The sequence below is a fragment of the Paraburkholderia sp. SG-MS1 genome (assembly GCF_012275575.1).
GTDB lineage: Bacteria > Pseudomonadota > Gammaproteobacteria > Burkholderiales > Burkholderiaceae > Paraburkholderia.
Genome location: NZ_NPIH01000081.1, coordinates 22,294 through 39,700 on the forward strand (window position 1 = coordinate 22,294; position 17,407 = coordinate 39,700).

A 17,407-nucleotide genomic window follows, 5' to 3' on the forward strand; every position below is an offset into this window, starting at 1 on the left:
TCGGTAAAAATGTTGCCTCGCTATATTCGACCACGACGGTCGCTCACTTAAGGCTGCCACCTGGGTCGCGGCCATTTGTCATGCGAGCAGCGGACAAAATTACCGGGACGCGCATTTCAAACTAACCATTTGGTGAATTTCTCTTGTTTCCTCACCCGACGCACTTCAGCTATAGCGAATCCAGCCGTTTACCCATCCATACAGAACTTTTATGACGCACGAAAAAAAACCCTTGAATTAGGGCTCGTTCTGAACGGACGTGCGTCGCGTAAGAAACGGAGAGAGTATGTTTGTCGCAATCGGCTGGGTGGTGGTCATCGCTTCCGTGATCGGTAGCTTTATCGGCGTGGGGGGCCATTTGCCGGCGCTCGTTCAACCGTTCGAACTACTGTGCATTTTCGGCGCGGCAATCGGCGCGTTCGTCGTGAGCAATCCGACTTCCACGCTGAAGAAAACCCTCAAGGCGATTCCTTCGTGCTTCAAGAGCGGCGGCTATACCAAGGAAAAATATCTGGAGTTGATCGCCCTGCTTTACGAGCTGCTGCAGAAGGCGCGCAAGGAAGGGATGATGTCGCTCGAAGCCGACGTCGCCACACCCGAGGAAAGCGTGATCTTCCAGAAGTACTCGCACGTGCTCAAGGATCACCATCTGCTCGATTTCATCGTCGACTATCTGCGCATGATGTCCGGCGGCAACGTCAACGTGCTGGAAGTGCAGGACCTGATGGACGAGGAACTGGCCACGCATCATGCGGAGGCTTCGGTCGCGGCCAACGCGATCCAGAAAATGGCCGACGGCCTGCCCGCGTTCGGCATCGTCGCCGCGGTGATGGGCGTCGTTCACACGATGGGCTCCGTGGGCGCGCCGCCCGCCGTGCTCGGCGAGATGATCGCCGGCGCGCTGGTCGGCACCTTCCTCGGCATCCTGCTCGCGTATGGCTTCATTGGCCCGGTGGCGGATCTGCTCAACGCGAAGGGACGCGCCGAAGCGAAGCCGTATCAATGCGTGAAGGCCGTCCTGCTTGCATCGCTGTCTGGCTACGCGCCGCCGATTGCCGTCGAATTCGGCCGCAAGGTGCTGTTCACCGCCGACCGCCCGAGCTTCCAGGAACTCGACGACGCAGTCCGCGCCACCAAGATGCCGAAGTCGGCCTGACACGGAGCGGCACGATGAGCGAAAGAAGATCGCGCGCGTCGCAGCAAGCCGAGACGCCGGCCCCGGTAATCGTGCGCCGCTCGAAAAAGGCCGACGATCATGGCGCGCATCACGGCGGCGCATGGAAGATCGCGTACGCCGATTTCGTCACCGCGATGATGGCGTTCTTCCTGCTGATGTGGTTGCTCGGCTCCACGTCGAAGTACGACAAGCAGGGCATCGAGGACTACTTCAACACACCGCTGTCGAGCCTGCTCGGCGGCAACGAGGGCACGGCTGCGGCGCGGCCGAGCGTGGTGCAAGGCGGCGGCCGCGACATTGCCGACACGCGCCCCGCCGAGGGCAGAAAGAGTCAGACCGAGCCAACCCAACCGTCCGCCGCTACGCCGAGCGCGACGCCGCCCGCCGATGCGGCGCGCTTGCAGCAGTTGAAGGCAAAGCTCACCGCGTTGATCGAGCAGAGCCCTGCGTTGAAAGCATTCAAGGATCAGATCCGCATTTCGATCACGAACGAAGGGCTGCGCATCGAGATCGTCGATTCACACAACCGGCCGATGTTCGCCTCCGGCAGTCCGAAGCTGCAGCCCTACGCTGTGACGATCCTCACGCAGATCGGCGCCGCGCTGAACGACGTCGACAACCGTATTTCGATTGCGGGCCACACGGACGCGGTACCGTACACGGCGGGGCCGGAAGGCTATTCGAACTGGGAGTTGTCGTCCGAACGCGCGAACGCCGCGCGCCGCGCGCTGGTGGCGGGCGGCATGCATGGCGAGAAGCTGCTGCAGGTGCGCGGGCTCGCCGACGTATTGCCGCTCAACAGCCATGTCGCCGATGAGCCGACCAATCGGCGCATCAGTATTCTCGTGTTGAACAAGGCCGCGGAACTGGCGTTCTTCCACGATGGAGGGCGAACCACGATCGACGAAACCTCGCCGGCGAGTGCTGCCGTTCCCGAGGTGATCGGACGCTTGCGGCCGGTGAGCGGCTCGCGCGGCACGCCTTAGGATCTCAAGATGGCGCAAGCGTCGGCAGCGCAGTGTCGCTTGATGTCCTTCGTCGAGGCATGAGGCGCCGGTGGTTCACTGCGCAAGCTGCCAGCGCAAAACAGGATGCGTCGCTCCCACCGGCATCGCCCATACGCCGGTCGAGTTGAAGCCATACGACACGAACGACGACGGCGTCGCCATCTGAGCGCTGGAGAGCCCGTTCGCAGCCGGAACTCCCGTGCCGTAGACGACGCCCACGGCCGCGCTCGTCGTGTCCTTGTTCCAGTACACGTCGTTCGCGATCGAGCCTGAGTTGCTGCGCGCGATCCCGATCGGCTCGTAGAACGGCTGCGTGACCGCGCCCGTCGCGAACGACTGGCTGATCGCCCCGAGGTTGGTGACGACCAGCGCCGCGCCGCCGCACGGCGTGCCAATGGCGCCGCGGCAGTGGCCAAGGAGCGTCGTCGGACCCGTGGCATACGATTGGCTGATCGACCCGCTGTTGTAGCCGACGAGGCCGCCCGCGCCTGCATTGACATAACCCGACGACAACATCGCCCCGCTGGCGTACGACTGGACAATCGCGCCGGAATTTGCGCCGGCAAGGCCTCCCAGCGTGCCGCCCGTGGTGGCCGTGACGCTGCTCGACGAGCGCAGCACGGTGCCGGAGTTGCCGCCGACGAGTCCACCGGTGATCGTGAAATCGATGCTCGAAGAATCGCTGCTCGCCAGGTTGCCCGATGTGTCGACGCGCACGACCGTCCCCTCGTTCATGCCCGCCAGCATCCCTACGTAACCGTACACGTTGGCGCCCAGTCTTCCGCTGCCGTTCACGCTCAGGTTGCGCACCACCGCTGCGTTGCCGATCACGCCGAACAGGCCCATCAACTGCGGGTCGTTCGGGTCAATGGGCAGCCATGGTTCTAGCGTCAGCGAACTGATTGATTTTCCCTGCCCGTCGAACTGGCCGGAAAACGGCGTCCCGGCGTTGCCGATCGGAACATACGAGCCGTCGCTCGTCGATCCAGCGTCGATGTTCCTCCCGAGCGCGTAGTTTCCGGCGAGATCGCTGGCGACGTTCTTCAGGTCGGTCATCGAATTGACGAGCTTGTAGGCGGTGATTTGCGTCATGAGCCCGCTGTATGCAGGCGGTGTCCACGCCGCATTTTTCATTTGCGTGCCGGCGGTGTAGGCGCCGTTCATGTCGTAAAAGGCGCCAACGGCACCCGTGCTGGCCGACCAGTCGATGACGCCGTGGTTGGCGATGCCCGCGCCGTTGTCGATGCCCGAAGCGTCCGCGCGCAAGCTCAGGTTGCCCGCGCCCTGGTTCGCGATCGTCGCGCCGGTTGCGATGGAGACATGGCGGTAGGCCGCGAGCGTGAGGGAAGCCGGACCGTGCCAGCGCATATCAGCGCCGACGTTCACGTCGCCGCTCGCGCCGTCGGCGCCCGTCGTGGTGACGTCGACCGAGGTGCCCGCGTTCAGGCTGCGCTGCAACGAACGCGCGGCGGCGTCATCGATCGTGAAAGCCGGGGTTGAGAGATGCCAATTCCCCGCCTTGATCGCCGCCTGTTTGCCGAACGCGAGCTTCGCCGCGTCCGTCTCGACCGTTCCGCCTCCGCCGTCTGCGTTGGTTGCCGCGATTGTGCCGGACTGCCCGACCAGACCGCCGTCCGCGACGAGCCAGACGTGACCGTCGCGACTAGCGGTGCCGCTCGCGCGAATGCGGGTGCCGCGGCCCGCGAGCGCGTAGACGTTCCCATCGGCGGCTTGCAGGCTGATCTGCGCGGCTTTGATACGCCCCTGATTGACGACGTCGCCCTGACTGCCCGTTTCCACGAACACCTGCATGCTGCTCGCGCAATCCTGCAGCAGCACCTGTTCGCCTGCGGCCATCTCCACCGTGCCGTTGGGCGCTCTGACGCTGCCGGCATTGACGACTGTGCGTCGCGCGATCAGGAACACATCGCCGCCGCTGGAGCTGATTCTGCCCAGGTTGATCACGCTCGCATTCGACTTGCCCGACAGCGTCAAAGCATCACCGCCATTCGCGAAAGCGTCGTTGCGCAGATCGAGCGTGGTCGCGACGAACCGTCCGCCTGTGCTGATGACGCCCGACGGCCCCACGACGATCCCTTGCGGATTGATCAGATACACGCTGCCTGTCGCATTCAGGCGGCCGAGAATCGCCGAAGGCGAGCCGGCCGTCACACGATTGAGCGTCGCGCCGGAGCCATTGTCGAACATGACGGTGCTGCCCTTGCCGATCGAGAAGCTGTTCCAGTCGATCACTGCGCGAGTCGAGCCGGGTTGCGTGACGAGCAAGACGGTGCCGTTGCCGGTCAACGTCCCGGCTCCAGCGACAAAATGGCCGCCTTGCGGCAGGACGCCAGCGGCGAACGCACGCTGCGCGAAGGGCAATCCGGCAAGCGCAATAGTGATGAGAAGCGCGATGCGCCGCATCGGCCGAATGGCAAACGGAGGTCTCATAGACCCTCCTTCCGCGTGAGGGCGGAACAGTCGCCACGACCCGCAAGGCCGACCGGGGTCGCGTGAATCGCGGCGTGCAGAGAATCAGAATAGCAGGCGCCGTCGCAACGGCCGCGACGTCGGCGGTGAAAACCTCATGGATTCGCGCCTTTTTGTAGGACATGTGCGACTGCGCCGCGAGTGAGCGAAGGCCGCAACCTATGGGCGGATCGCAGGCACGCGGCACGCGCCACCTCGCAAATCAGCTGCCGATCGAGACATACAGCAGCACCATGGGCGCTTTCGATCCACCCGGCGTCGGCGCGCGCAGCGGCACGCCGTACGTGCAGCGAAAGTCGACGAACCGCGACCACTGGAAGCGCAGGCCCGCGCCGACGCTGGAGAGCGTGCCGCTACTGGTTTCCGCACGCTGATCGATGCGATTCCACACGTGCCCGGCATCGAAGAAAACGAAAGCCTGAACGATCGCGCTGCTCGTGCCGAACGGCAGTCCGGGCGCGCGCAATTCGGTCTGTACGTTCCAGCCGCGATCGCCGAGCGCGACGTACGGCGTGTACCCGCGCACGCTGGACTCTCCGCCGAGGCCCATTTCCTCGCTGGACAACAGGGTGTTCGGCGTCCACTGGAACGCGCCGCTTGCGCTCAACGTAAAACCGGCGCCGAGCGCGAACGTGCGCAGCGCCGCCAGTTGCAGATACATGTAGCGCGCGGTTGCGCCTTGCCGCGCAGCGTTGAACGCGGCGTCGTCGTTCTCGCTTGCCAGTCCGCCCGGACTGCCGACGAGCGTCGCCGATGCGTGCGCGCTGCCCGCATCGGTCGGCTTGCTGATGTCGTAAGTCACCAGGAACTGATGGATGTGGGTGTTCGAGTTGAACACCTGAAAGCCGCCGAATTCCAGATCGTTGTTGCTGCGCTTGAAGTCGTAGCCGAACTGGATCTGCTGCGCCATATCAATCGTGCCAGGCAAACGCCAATCGTAGCGCGCGCTCATCTGCGCGGAGATGCCGGTCTGTCCATAACTGTCGGGCAGTCGCGGCGTGCTTTGCGCATAGACCCCGAACAGTTCGATGCTGTCGCCCCACGGCAGTGGTGCGACGTAGTTCAGCGCATGCGCCATGAAGCGCGCGCGGTTCGGCCGCCCTTCGATATCCGGATTGCCGCTGAAGAAATCGTTGCTGGCGGTGAATTGATAGGCGATCTGCTGATCGAGTCCGAACAGGTTGCCATACCCGACGCCCGCGAAGAAGCGGTCGCGGCCGAGTTCGGGCACGCCGGCATTGTCGTAACCCGCGTTCACGCGCAGCGGCAGGCGATCTTCGGTCTGCAGGATGACATCGGTCGAGTTCGCCGCATCGCCGGGTGTAAAGATCGCGTCCACGCGCCGGTACGGGTTCGCGTTGAGCACGGCAAGCCCTGCCGACACGGCCGATTGCAGGATCGCCCCGCCGGGTTCGAGCGGCATTTCGCGCTCGAGCAGCGCATCGGAAAAGTAGCGGTTGCCGCGAGCGCGAACCTGGCCCAGCCGGAATTCGGCGACCGCGATATGCACGATGCCCGAGCTCACGTCCTGCTCGGGCACGTAGACATCCACGAGCGGTTTACCCGCCGCGCGATAGTGCTCGACAACCGCGCGGCGGATCTCGGCAAGACGGGCGAAGCTCAGCGGCCTGTCGAGGTCCACGTCGAAGGTCTCGAGAAATGAGGCGTCGAGGACCGGCAGATCGATGGCCGCGATGCGCTGCGGCGCAGACGCGGGCGCAGGCGACCCCGCTGCCGCATTGGTTCCAGCAGGCTCGAAGACCAGTCCTTCGAGCCTGGCAACGGCGATCTGCGCGGACTGCGCGCCGGCTTCCGGAGTCTGCGGGGGCGGCGCGCTGCGCGGCGTCGGCGGGGCCGGCTGCGGCGCGAGATCCCGCCACGCCTGCGCCGACGCCGGCGAGCACCGAACGGCGGCCGCGACGCCTAGCGCCATCAGCGTGAGATGCAAAGGCCCGAGCGCGCGTCGCGAGACGCGCGCCGGTCCGGCGCCGGACGGCCCGAACCGGCTAGTGCGCAAGCTGCCAGCGCAGCACGGGGTGGGTCGCGCCGATCGGCATCGCCCATACGCCGTTCGGACCCATGTCGTAACCGGCGAAGCTGGCAGGGGCGCTCATCTGCGCGGTGGTGAGCCCGTTCGACGGCGGCAGCGTTCCGCCGCTCAGGGCCTGGCCCGTCGTTTCCTTGTTCCAGTACACGTCTGGCGCGAGCGTGCCGGAGCCGAAGGCGATCACACCGTGCGTCGGCATCAGGCGTGTCTGAACCGCGCCGGTGGCGAACGACTGGCTGATCGTCCCATCGTTGATGCCAACCAGCCCGCCGCCGAATCCGGTCGAATAGGTCGGACTGACGCTTCCCGTCGCATACGACTGCGTGATCGATCCCAGGTTGTAGCCTGCAAGCCCGCCGTTCGCGTTGGAGCCCGATACGGAAGCACTGCTCCACGAGCGCTCGATTGTGTTCTCGTTGCGCCCCACGAGGCCGCCGAACGTGGTGCCTTCCTGGGTCGGTTCCGAGGCCACGCCCGTGGTATGCGCGGCTGTGATCAAGCCCTGGTTCAGGCCGGCCAGGATGCCGCTGCCGAGAAAGCTCGTGCCGACCGATCCGTTCTCCACGCCCACGTCGCGCAGCACGCCCGCCGGTCCGACCACACCGAACAACCCCGCCGAGTAGTCGCGACTGAAATCGGCGATCCGCACGTTGGCGTTGAGCACGCTATGCCACATTCCGTCGAACTGGCCCGTGAACGGCGTCGTGTGGTTGCCGATCGGCGTGAGCGCGACGCCCGCCGCATCGACGTCCTTGCCGAGCGCGTAGTTGCCCGCGGGATCCTGCGCCATGTTTTCGAGGTCGGCGACGTTGTTGATGAGCTTGTACGCGGTGATCTGCGTGATCTGGCCGCTGCCCGGCGCGCTGGTCCACGCGGCGTTGGCAAGCAACGTACCCGCGCCGTAGGTGCCGTTCATGTCGGAGAGCGCATCGACGATCCCGGTGCTGCGCGACCAGTCGATGACGCCGTGGTTGACGACTGCGCCGCCGTTATCGAGGCTCGCCGCATCCGCTCGCAAAGTCAGGTTGCCGCTGCCCCGATTGCCGATGGTCGCGCCCGGGCCGACCGTCAGCGTGCGATACGCGGCAAGCGTCAGCGACGCGCCGCCTTGCCAGGTGATCCCCGAATTCACGTTGAGTTCGCCGCTGTTGCCGTTCGTGCCCGTCGTTTGCACCTCGACTGACGTACCTCTGCCGAGGCTCGTGGAAAGGGCGCGTGCCGCGCTCTCGTCGACCGTGAAGCCCGCTGTCGACAGGTTCCATTGCGTGGCCTTCACCCATGCGCCGCCAGCGGGGAAGGTGACGGTGTCCGCACTCATGTCGACCGTGCCGCCGGCCGCCTCGATCGCGCCGCCGGGCCGTACCTCGCCATGGCCGGCAACCAGCCAGACGTGGCCGTCGCGCGTGGTTGTGCCGGTCGCACGAATGACTTCGTGATTGCCGGCGAGCGCGTAGATGTTGCCGTCCATCGCTTGCAGGTTGACCTGAGCGGCCCGAATCACGCCGTTGTTCTGCAGCGTGCCGCCCGTGCCCGCCTGCACGAACACCTGCTTGCCCGACGAAGAATCCTGCAGCAACACCTGCTGCGCGACGGCCAGTTCTGCCGTGCCGTTCGGCGCGCTGACGGTGCCGCTGTTGATCACCGCGCTGCGCGCGATGAGAAAGACGTCGCCGCCGCCGGACGCGATCTTGCCGAGATTGACAATGCCCGCATCGGCGTATCCCGAGAATGTCAGCGGTCCGCCGTTCATGAAGGCGGCGCCGTCCACGTCAAGCGTCGAGGCGACAAAGCGTCCGTTGGTGGAGATCACGCCCTTCGGTCCGACAAGGACGCCTTGCGGATTGATCAGGTAGACGCTGCCGCTTGCGGTGAGCGTGCCGAGAATCGCTGACGGCGAGCCGCCCGTCACGCGATTGAGCGTGGCGCCCCCGGCGTTCGCGAATACGACATGGTTTTTGCCGCCGATCGAAAAGCTGTCCCAGTTGATCACGCCGCGGCTGGAGGTCTGGTTGATCGTCAAGGTGGCGCCGCTGCCGCCGATCGATCCGGTTCCACCGGCGAAGTGGCCGCCGGCCGGCAGCACGCCCGCGGCTCGCGCAGGCTGCGGGGTGACGCAGCACAGGACGGCGGCGGCAACGGGGAGCAACGCGGTGAGCGCGTTGCGGCGACATACAGGTCCAGCATCTGATACCGGCGGAACATGGTTCATCACGTCTCCTTGTCGCCTGTGGATCGTGTCGCTTGCCGCGCTGGACGTGCAAAGGGCGGGTTTTCAGCTTCCCGCTCGCGTCAATCCAACCGGCTGCACGTCCACCGGATTATCTACGACGAAGGGGGCCATCGCAGCCAGTGGTGCGGATCCAGCAACGACGTTTTCGGCCTAAACATCTGCACAATAGGACAGGCATCGGCCTCCTTGCCGGACCCTTCGGGAAAGCCCGCGGCCGGTCTGCGATCAAGGGCGTCGTGATTCGCGGGACGCAGCGCGGCACGGGCAGAGCCGATGTCGATACAGTCTTTCATATCGCTGCAAGCATAAAGTTGTCCGCAAGATTGTCGATAGCAGGAGAGAGAGAGCATGCCGCCCGCGCCGATCCGGCGCGCGGCAAGAAAAGCAGTCGCAAGAGACTGCTACGAAACAAGAGAGAGGGCCGATGACTGGTATCTATAACCCGCTGCTGGTCTGGCTGTCGCTGGTGGTGGCATTTCTCGCGTCCTATACGGCCGTAGAGCTGTCCGCCGGCCTGAATGCGCTCGCGAGCGCCAAACGGCGGCCGCTCTGGCTCGGCGGCGGCGCTCTGTCGATGGGCCTCGGCATCTGGTCGATGCACTTCATCGGCATGCTCGCCTTCACGCTGCCGGTGGAGATCGGCTACGACCTCGCCATCACCGCCGCGTCGCTGGTTCTCGCAATCGGCGTGTCGCTGATCGCGCTGGCCACCGCGAGCCGTGGCGCGCTGTCGCTGCGGCGTCTTTGCGCCGCCGGGACGATCATGGGCGTCGGCGTGGCCGCCATGCACTTCGCCGGCATGCAGGCGATGCAGATGTCGCCGCCCATCGAATACATGCCGTGGCGAGTTGTGCTTTCGGTGGCCGTGGCCATTGCCGCGTCGATCGTCGCGCTCTGGCTCGCGTTCACGCTGAGCGCGGCGGGCGTGCAGAACCGCGTGATCAAGCGGCTCGGCGCGGCCTTCATCATGGCGCTCGCGATCACCGGCATGCACTACTTCGGCATGAGCGCGGCCAACTTCTCCGCCGGCAGCCTTTGCCTGTCCGGCGATAAGCTCGACGCAAAATGGCTCGCACTGATCGTCAGCGCGACGTCGTTCATCGTGCTGGTCGGCACGCTCGCCTTGCTCGGCTTCCACACGGGCAGCCTGTTCGTGTCGCTGAAGCGCGCGAACCGGCAACTACACTATCTCGGGACGCACGACGCGCTGACCAATCTGCCGAACCGCCAGCAACTTTCGCTGCGCATCGCACGGGCGGTCGCCGAATGCGCACGCGGTGAAGCATCGTTCGCCGTGCTGTTCATCGACCTCGACGGCTTCAAGGCAATCAACGACTCGCTCGGCCACGGCGTCGGCGACGACCTGTTGCAGGTGTGTGCCGAGCGTTTGCGCCAGGACCTGCGTCGGACAGACATGGTCGCGCGGCTCGGCGGGGACGAATTCGTGATCGTGGCCGAGGCGTCCTCCGCCGAGGCCACCGCCGCTGGCGTGCTGCGGCGCTTGAGCGAGGAGATCGTCGTCGACGGCTTGCCGCTGCGCGTGAGCGCGAGCATCGGCATCGCCTTCCATCCTCGCGACGGCGGCAATACCGACGAACTGCTGCATTGCGCGGACGCCGCGATGTACGCCGCCAAACAAAGCGGGCGCAACACGTTCTGCGTGTTCGAGCCGCACATGAACCAGACCGCGCTCAAGTCGCTGATCCTGCAACGCGACCTGCACCGCGCGTTGAGCGACGGTGAACTCAGCGTGTCGTTCCAGCCGAAGTTCCGCGTCCCATCACAATCGGTGACGGGTGTCGAAGCGCTGATCCGCTGGCACCATCCCGAACTCGGCGAGATTGCTCCGCTCGAATTCATCCCGCTCGCGGAGCGCTCCGGCCTGATCGTCGACATTGGCGACTGGGTGCTGCGTGAGGTTTGCCGCAATATCGTGCTATGGGACGCGCAAGGGCTGCCTGCGATTTCCGTCGCGGTGAATCTTTCGCCGATCCAGTTCAACGTGCCGGACCTGGTGGCGCGCATCGATGCGCTGCTTCGCGCGGCCGGCGTCGATCCGTGCCGCCTGATGTTCGAGATCACGGAAACAGCAGCCATGCAGAACGTCGAGAAGGCGAGCCGCATGATCGAAACGTTACAGTCGCACGGCTACACCGTCGCTGTCGACGATTTTGGCACCGGCTATTCGAGCCTCGGCTATCTGCAGCGCTTCAGGTTCGACCAGATCAAGATCGACGGCTCGTTCATGCGCGACCTTGACGCTGGCGGCGAGCGCGGCGGCGCGTTGCTGTCGGCTGTCGTGGCGCTCGCGCGCGCGTTGCGCATCGAGGTCGTCGCGGAAGGTGTCGAGACGGAGTCGCAATTTCACGCGCTCAGCGAACTGGCCTGCGATCAGGTGCAGGGCTTCCTGTTGAGCCGGCCGCTGCCGGCCTCGGAGTTTCTGACATTCCTGCGTGGTTCGGCGGACCGGATCGTGGCCGCCGGCAATGCCTGCGCTGCGCCAGCGGTATGAGATGCGCGGCGCCTGAGCACGCAGCACACCGTCAATTTCCACCCGGTATTTCTAGAATGGCTTCGGGCGATGCGGCCGCGCCGGGTCGGTTTTCCAACACCGCTGCAAAGCGTGTATAAAATCGCACGCATGCGCCCTGCCCCTCATCAGCAGCGGGAGCCCGAGCTTCCGCTGCATACGCCCAGCGTTTCGTCGGTGACGTTGGCCGCGGTGATCGCCGCGATCAGCTGGATCGCCCTCGTCGCGCAAGCCAATGTCACGATCGACCGCACGCTCGCCCGCGGGCTGACCGTGTTCGACGGCCTCGCCCGCATGAGCAGCTACCTCACCAATCTGACGGTGCTCGCGTGCGCGATCTGCTTCACCTGCGTGGCGTTGCGCCAGCATCGCTCGCCGCTCGCGCGCTTTTTCCGGCAGCCCACCGTCGTGACGGCGGTGGTCGTGTACATGGTTTTCGTCGGGATTGCATATAACCTGCTGTTGCGCGGCTGGTGGTCGCCCGCCCCGCTCAGACGGCTGCTCACCGAATCGCTGCACAGTGTGCTGCCGATGCTCACCGCGCTCTACTGGGTGCTGTTCGTGCCGCGTTTTCATTTACGGTGGCGCCACTGTCTGTTGTGGCTGATCTATCCGCTCACGTATCTGGGCGTCACGTTCTGGCGCGGCAGTCTCTCGGACTTCTATCCCTACCCGTTCATCGACGTCGACGAACTCGGCATCAGGCATGTGATGGTCAACGCCGCGCTGCTGTTCGGCGGCTTTCTGATGTTGATGGCGGTGTTCGTCGGCATCAATTCCCGGCGGCGCCGCTGACGCCTCATTTCCGCTGCCCCCAATTCAGTTGCGGTGCGGGCGCGCTTTTTGCGCGCTGTTTGCTGGACGTAAGCTGCCTCCGGCGCGGGGCGGCCTACGCGACCCTTGTGTGTGACGGCGTTGCAATTGCAGCGCGTTCGCACGTAAATATGACAACGGGAGCACATTCGTATGGACACCAATTCAGCGGAAGGCGCAGTCAAGGAAGTGGCGGGTAAGGTTCAGGGCGCGGTCGGCGACGTGATCGGCGATACCAGTACGGAACTGGCCGGCAAGGCGAAGGAACTCAGCGGCAAGGCGCAGCAACTTTGCGCGAGCACGACGAGTCTGGTGCGCGACACGACGGCCGAAAGCCCCTTTACCACCATTGCGGTGGTCGCGCTCGCGGGCTTTGTTGCCGGTGCGATCTGGTCGCATGGCGCGGGGAATCGCGACTATCGCCGGTAGTCGATAAGTACGGCCGGACTGGCGGGTCGGCGATCTCCCTGTAAGGAGATCGCCTGATCCGTGTGGGCGCGTTGCTTTGAATCGCCCCCTTTGAAGCGTATCGATGAGTCGCTTGCGCGGCGTCGCGCGCGATGGTCGCGAGCGTTGTCGCGTGGCTGGGTGCGTGGGTCCGTGTGGCCTCTGAACTACTTGCCCCCCGTCACGCCCCGCCCTTCTTCTTGCGACCGCTACCCATGTCCAGTTCCACCCAGGTCGGTGCGTGATCGCTTGCGTGCGGTTCGCCGCGCACCCAGCGGTCGACGCCCGCATCGCGCAAGCGCGGGGCAAGATCCGCGCTCAACAACAGGTGGTCGATTCGCAAGCCCGAGTTGGTATCCCAATGGCGGCGAAAATAATCCCAGAACGTGTAGACCCGCTCGTCGCCGAAGTGTGTGCGTAGCGCGTCGGTCCAGCCTTGCGCGAGCAGCCGCCGATAACGTTCGCGGCTTTCCGGTTGCAACAGCGCGTCCTTTAGCCATGAACGGGGGTTGTAGATGTCCTCGTCTGTGGGCACGACGTTGAAGTCGCCCGCCAGCACCACCGGATGGCCGCTCTTGAACAGCTTCGCTGCATGCGTGATGAAGTGATCGAACCACGCGAGCTTGTAGTCGAACTTGGGGCCCGGTTGCGGATTGCCGTTCGGCAGATAGAGGCAAGCCACCAGTACGCCGCCAGCCGCCGCCTCCAGATAACGGCTGTGGGTGTCGTCCTCGAAGCCGGGCAGGCCGCGGCGGTGCTCGAGCGGCGCATCGCCCTTCGACAGAATCGCCACGCCGTTCCATGCGCTCTGTCCTTGCCAGATCGCACCGTAGCCCGCGTCGCGCAATTGCTCGACGGGAAACGCGCTGTCGACCGCCTTGAGTTCCTGCAGACACACGATGTCCGGGGCTTCACGCTCCAGCCATTGCAGCAGTGCAGGCAATCGCGAACGGATACCGTTGATGTTGAACGTCGCAATTCGAAGTTTCGCCACGGCGGGTTCTCCCTGGGCCGGTCCTTCCTGTCACGCGCTCCGTTCTGCCGCGACGTCGCACCATTCGATCGCCCATGACCTCGCGCATGCAATGGCATCGGCTTCGCTGGCGAAGGAATCGATGTCGCCGGAATCATGCGACTGCACGTGCTCGTTTTTTTGCGGCACACGCGTAATTTTCGCTCTCGCGTAGTAGGCGCCGTCTTCCGCATGGCGTGCGCGGCAATCGATATGGAAATGCCTGTAGTCGAACTGCATAAACGCTCCTGTCGACCAGAGTTAGCGCTTTAGCGCTTACTCTGGTCCCATGCACCCGTGCGGTCGACCAGAGTTAGCGCTTTAGCGCTTACTCTGGTCCCATCGCTGTGAATGAACTCCATCTGTTCACCGGTAGCATCGGCTGTACCTGGCCGGATGCAATAAGCGAAGCCGCGCGCAACGCCATCGCACCGGGAACAGGCACCCCTCAATTCGGCACGTTCACCGCTCCGCCCGCCGCCGTGATCGCATTGCTTCCCGGGCTCACCGCAATCGCGGGCAAATTCGCCGCGCTCAGTGGGGGCGCCGCACCCGCCACGCCACCACGCGGTACCGTGTGAATGACCTGCGAGGGCGGCAACGCCGTGCCGCTCTTCAGATGACTCCACATGAGATTGAGCGCCTGCAGGTTGTAGTAGTGCAGCGGCACGAAGCGCGAATCGAAACCGGCCACGCTGAGAAACGCGTCGAAGTGCTGAGCGTTCGTCACTTCGTAGAACGACAGCTTGCTCGCGCCGCCCTCGATCAACTGGTTCATCCCCACGTACGGCCGCGACGCGTGATTGATCGGCACCAGCGCGTCCGCGCGGCCCTGCACGATGATCGTCGGCTTGCCGTGCAGATTCGCATTCACGCGAACGGCGTCGACACTGCCGGTCAGCGCGCCGCTGGTCCACAGAGCACGCAGACACGCGGCTCCCGCGTAGCTCGCATCGGCGGTCGCCAGTCGATGATCGGCCGCGCCGGATGCGCCCGCGTTATAGACGAGATTGATGCCATTGGTCGGCGGCACGCCGTTGCCGTTGCCGAACACCGTGAGCATGGGCGAGACCGCCGGCGTGACACCCGCAGCCCCGGCCGCGCTGGTCGTGCCGAAGCTGAAGTTGCAGAGGTTGTCTGCGACACTGGCGCGCGCGTACGCATTCGCATAGGTCACGGCGACGGCGGGCACGGCTTGCGAATCCCACATCGGCGCGTGCAGCAGATCCGAGTCGGTCTCGTAGCCGTTCTGATGCAGCAGCGCGAGCGCGTTCACCGCTTGGGTCGTCACATCCGTCCCCGCGATGATCCCAGCGACCGCGAGCGATGCACAGCGTGCGGTGCGGATCGCCGTGGTGGTCGTGGCCGGCAACGTGGTCAGATACGGCGCGCCGGCGGCGGCGGGCGCGAGCGCGGCGCACGGCTGCAACAGGTTGGCGAGCGTCATGTAGTCGGCAAGCGGCTTGCCGACCGCGCCGACCGGCACGCCGCCCTGCGCCACCGACACTTGCGTGCCAACCCGCAAATTGATCTGCGGCTCGCCGACCACCACCGCCGTGATCAAGCCGGACGTGTCCTGCTCCGCCGCCGCGAGCGCCGCGCCGCCGCCATTGCTCACCGACGCCGCGATCGTCGTGATGCTGCCGCTCGCATAACGCACCGTGCGGGTCGAGCCGTTCAGCGCGCCGTACGAATCGTTGAGCGCCCAATATGCGAACTGGATCGCCTGCAAGGTATTCTTGCCCCAGTCCTGCTCCGGATTCTGCTGCGAGTGCGCGTGCTTGAACGCGTAGCGATTCGGGAACTGCGTGTTGAACGACGCGAGCGCATTGCCGCTCAGGTTCGCGGTGAAGAGACTCGCTTTGCCGGCGGCCGACGCATCCTGCAACGTGCCGTCGATCAAGGTGACGCGATCGGTCGACAGTTCGTGCGCGCCGTTGCCGCTGCCCTTGTCGGTGTATGCGACCGCGCAGCCGCGCTTGAGGCCCCACTCGCCGGCCGCGGAAATCGCGCCGTACACGCCGCGCGAACCCGACGAGGTTGCCGTGACGATGCACGGCTGATCCGGATTGAAGCTCGCCGGAATCTGCACCAGCATGCTGACGTTCTGCGCGCCGCTGCCGTCGTCGGCGAAGGCGAGGTACTCCTTGCCCGCGATCTTGCCTTCGCCCAGCGTATCGTTGCCGTTCAGGTCGACATTGGGTCCCCAGAAGCGTCCATAGCCGCCGTTCGCGCTCATGTCGACGAGCGCGCGATAGTTCGACCAGATCGCCACACGCCGCAACTCGGCGGCCATGGGTTGCGCGGAGTTCGCCATGGCCGGCGCGGTGGCCAGCGCGAGGCCGCTCTTACCCAGACCCGCAGTAAGCAGATCGTCGGTGTTGCCGTCATAGGACTGGGTGGTCACCGCGCTTTTGATGAAACCGGGCAACACGTTGGCTGGCGGTGAAGGTGGAGCGGTATCGTCATCGTCGCTATGGCAGGCAGTCAGCGCGATTGCCGCCATCATCACGACAGCCAGGGTACGCATAGGCGATGCAACGCGTGAAGCATGACGCGAAGCCGGCCAGACTCTAATCGTTGAAGTCATCTTTGCTGTCTCCGTTATTTTCTAATACCGTTGTAGTTGCAACGGCACCGAAGTTGCTGCGTCAACTTCGTTGGAACGCGACGCTTCGGATACCGATGCATCGCTAGCCTGCATTGACCTTTCAACGGAGTCAACAGAACGTCATGTCCACGCATAACGAATGTCAGGATTCAGGCGCTTCAGACGCCACCCCACAGCAACCCGCACGCCGCCGTTTTCTGCAGTCGGCCGCCGCTGCGGCGACGGTCGGCGCGGCGCCGCATCTGCGCGCACAAACCCAAACGCCGGCCGCGCCGCCGGCTCAACTCAACCAGGCCGTGCCGCCGCGCCCGGTCACGCTGACCGTGAACGGCCGCGCCTATACGCTGCAACTCGAACCGCGCGTCACCCTGCTCGACGCGCTGCGCGAATACGCAGACCTGATGGGCACGAAAAAAGGCTGTGACAGGGGTCAGTGCGGCGCCTGCACGGTGCTCGTCGAGGGCCGCCGCATCAATTCGTGTCTGACGCTCGCCGTGATGCACGAAGGCGAAAACATTACCACCGTGGAAGGACTCGCGGCCAACGGCGCATTGAGTCCGATGCAGCGCGCGTTCATCGAACACGATGCGTTCCAGTGCGGCTACTGTACACCGGGGCAGTTGTGTTCCGCGACGGCGCTGCTGAACGAATTTCGCAACGGCACGGCGAGCACCGTGACCGCCGACGTTCGCGGCCGTCCCGCCCAACTGTCCGAGGAAGAAATCCGCGAACGGATGAGCGGCAACATCTGCCGCTGCGGCGCCTACGCGAACATCGTGGCCGCAGTGCGTGCAGTGCATGAAGGCGGCGGCTCGACCGGCGCCCCCCAACCCGGCAACGCCTGACGGAGCGACCAGCATGGATGCGATCTCTTACGAACGCGCCGGCGACGTCGCCAGCGCAGTGCGCGCGGTTCAGCAACCGGGCGCGGTCTTCATCGGCGGCGGCACGAATCTGCTCGATCTGATGAAGGGCGGTGTGGCGAGGCCGATGCGGCTCATCGACATCACGCATATCAGCGGACTCGACACGGTAACGACGCT

The 17,407-nt window shown here is 65.0% G+C and carries 13 protein-coding genes; 7 read left to right on the forward strand and 6 right to left on the reverse strand.

From position 1 onward, the window contains the following. Window positions 1–286 precede the first annotated feature (286 nt). Both motA and motB read left to right on the forward strand, forming a co-directional pair. Window positions 287–1,156 carry a flagellar motor stator protein MotA gene (gene motA / locus CIC12_RS05385; RefSeq protein ID WP_168662866.1) on the forward strand — a complete coding sequence of 290 codons (870 nt, stop codon included), beginning with the start codon at window positions 287–289 and terminating at the stop codon, window positions 1,154–1,156. Between the two features lie 14 nt (window positions 1,157–1,170). Continuing rightward, complete coding sequence (motB, locus tag CIC12_RS05390; protein ID WP_168662868.1) at window positions 1,171–2,163, forward strand: flagellar motor protein MotB; 993 nt, start codon at window positions 1,171–1,173, stop codon at window positions 2,161–2,163. 75 nt (window positions 2,164–2,238) lie between these two features. On the opposite strand, the gene CIC12_RS05395 is transcribed toward motB, so the two are convergent. The 3 genes from CIC12_RS05395 to CIC12_RS05405 form a co-directional block, all read right to left on the reverse strand. After that, on the reverse strand, window positions 2,239–4,635 hold the full coding sequence (locus tag CIC12_RS05395) for a two-partner secretion domain-containing protein (RefSeq protein WP_168662870.1): 2,397 nt from the start codon (window positions 4,633–4,635) through the stop codon (window positions 2,239–2,241). A gap of 241 nt (window positions 4,636–4,876) precedes the next feature. Further along, window positions 4,877–6,607: a ShlB/FhaC/HecB family hemolysin secretion/activation protein gene (locus CIC12_RS05400; RefSeq protein ID WP_168662889.1), complete on the reverse strand. Its 1,731-nt coding sequence runs from the start codon at window positions 6,605–6,607 to the stop codon at window positions 4,877–4,879. A gap of 73 nt (window positions 6,608–6,680) precedes the next feature. After that, window positions 6,681–8,930, reverse strand: coding sequence for a two-partner secretion domain-containing protein (locus CIC12_RS05405; RefSeq protein ID WP_168662872.1), 2,250 nt, complete (start codon window positions 8,928–8,930; stop codon window positions 6,681–6,683). Window positions 8,931–9,375: 445 nt separating this feature from the next. Between CIC12_RS05405 and CIC12_RS05410 the strand changes: the two genes are divergently transcribed. The 3 genes from CIC12_RS05410 to CIC12_RS05420 all read left to right on the forward strand — a co-directional run bounded on the left by CIC12_RS05410 (window position 9,376) and on the right by CIC12_RS05420 (window position 12,723). Further along, window positions 9,376–11,463, forward strand: coding sequence for a putative bifunctional diguanylate cyclase/phosphodiesterase (locus CIC12_RS05410; RefSeq protein ID WP_168662874.1), 2,088 nt, complete (start codon window positions 9,376–9,378; stop codon window positions 11,461–11,463). A gap of 129 nt (window positions 11,464–11,592) precedes the next feature. Further along, window positions 11,593–12,276, forward strand: a complete 684-nt coding sequence (locus CIC12_RS05415) for a Pr6Pr family membrane protein (RefSeq protein ID WP_168662876.1) — start codon at window positions 11,593–11,595, stop codon at window positions 12,274–12,276. Between the two features lie 171 nt (window positions 12,277–12,447). Beyond that, window positions 12,448–12,723 (forward strand): CsbD family protein, encoded by a 276-nt coding sequence (locus tag CIC12_RS05420; RefSeq protein ID WP_168662878.1) that lies wholly within the window; start codon window positions 12,448–12,450, stop codon window positions 12,721–12,723. A gap of 199 nt (window positions 12,724–12,922) precedes the next feature. On the opposite strand, the gene CIC12_RS05425 is transcribed toward CIC12_RS05420, so the two are convergent. The 3 genes from CIC12_RS05425 to CIC12_RS05435 all read right to left on the reverse strand — a co-directional run bounded on the left by CIC12_RS05425 (window position 12,923) and on the right by CIC12_RS05435 (window position 16,283). Then, the gene (locus CIC12_RS05425) at window positions 12,923–13,735 is read right to left on the reverse strand and encodes an exodeoxyribonuclease III (protein ID WP_168662880.1); all 813 of its coding nucleotides are present in this window, start codon (window positions 13,733–13,735) and stop codon (window positions 12,923–12,925) included. Between the two features lie 30 nt (window positions 13,736–13,765). Then, on the reverse strand, window positions 13,766–13,993 hold the full coding sequence (locus tag CIC12_RS05430; protein ID WP_168662882.1) for a hypothetical protein: 228 nt from the start codon (window positions 13,991–13,993) through the stop codon (window positions 13,766–13,768). Between the two features lie 208 nt (window positions 13,994–14,201). Then, a complete protein-coding gene (locus tag CIC12_RS05435) occupies window positions 14,202–16,283 on the reverse strand; it encodes a D-(-)-3-hydroxybutyrate oligomer hydrolase (protein WP_238812381.1) in 2,082 nt (693 codons plus the stop codon). A 203-nt stretch (window positions 16,284–16,486) separates the two neighbouring features. Here CIC12_RS05435 and CIC12_RS05440 point away from each other — a divergent pair, with 203 nt between their 5' ends. Both CIC12_RS05440 and CIC12_RS05445 read left to right on the forward strand, forming a co-directional pair. Further along, window positions 16,487–17,209 carry a 2Fe-2S iron-sulfur cluster-binding protein gene (locus tag CIC12_RS05440; RefSeq protein WP_168662885.1) on the forward strand — a complete coding sequence of 241 codons (723 nt, stop codon included), beginning with the start codon at window positions 16,487–16,489 and terminating at the stop codon, window positions 17,207–17,209. A gap of 13 nt (window positions 17,210–17,222) precedes the next feature. Continuing rightward, window positions 17,223–17,407, forward strand: a 185-nt coding sequence (locus CIC12_RS05445; protein WP_174771926.1) for an FAD binding domain-containing protein, incomplete at its 3' end; no start/stop codon positions are given.

Excerpts from the sequence above, each read along its gene's own strand:
- CIC12_RS05395 (WP_168662870.1), bottom strand. The coding sequence starts at position 4,635 with ATGAGACCTCCGTTTGCCATTCGGCCGATGCGGCGCATCGCGCTTCTC.
- CIC12_RS05415 (WP_168662876.1), top strand. The coding sequence starts at position 11,593 with ATGCGCCCTGCCCCTCATCAGCAGCGGGAGCCCGAGCTTCCGCTGCAT.
- CIC12_RS05435 (WP_238812381.1), bottom strand. The coding sequence starts at position 16,283 with ATGCGTACCCTGGCTGTCGTGATGATGGCGGCAATCGCGCTGACTGCC.
- motB (WP_168662868.1), top strand. The coding sequence starts at position 1,171 with ATGAGCGAAAGAAGATCGCGCGCGTCGCAGCAAGCCGAGACGCCGGCC.
- CIC12_RS05410 (WP_168662874.1), top strand. The coding sequence starts at position 9,376 with ATGACTGGTATCTATAACCCGCTGCTGGTCTGGCTGTCGCTGGTGGTG.
- CIC12_RS05430 (WP_168662882.1), bottom strand. The coding sequence starts at position 13,993 with ATGCAGTTCGACTACAGGCATTTCCATATCGATTGCCGCGCACGCCAT.
- CIC12_RS05405 (WP_168662872.1), bottom strand. The coding sequence starts at position 8,930 with ATGAACCATGTTCCGCCGGTATCAGATGCTGGACCTGTATGTCGCCGC.
- CIC12_RS05440 (WP_168662885.1), top strand. The coding sequence starts at position 16,487 with ATGTCCACGCATAACGAATGTCAGGATTCAGGCGCTTCAGACGCCACC.
- motA (WP_168662866.1), top strand. The coding sequence starts at position 287 with ATGTTTGTCGCAATCGGCTGGGTGGTGGTCATCGCTTCCGTGATCGGT.
- CIC12_RS05400 (WP_168662889.1), bottom strand. The coding sequence starts at position 6,607 with ATGGCGCTAGGCGTCGCGGCCGCCGTTCGGTGCTCGCCGGCGTCGGCG.
- CIC12_RS05420 (WP_168662878.1), top strand. The coding sequence starts at position 12,448 with ATGGACACCAATTCAGCGGAAGGCGCAGTCAAGGAAGTGGCGGGTAAG.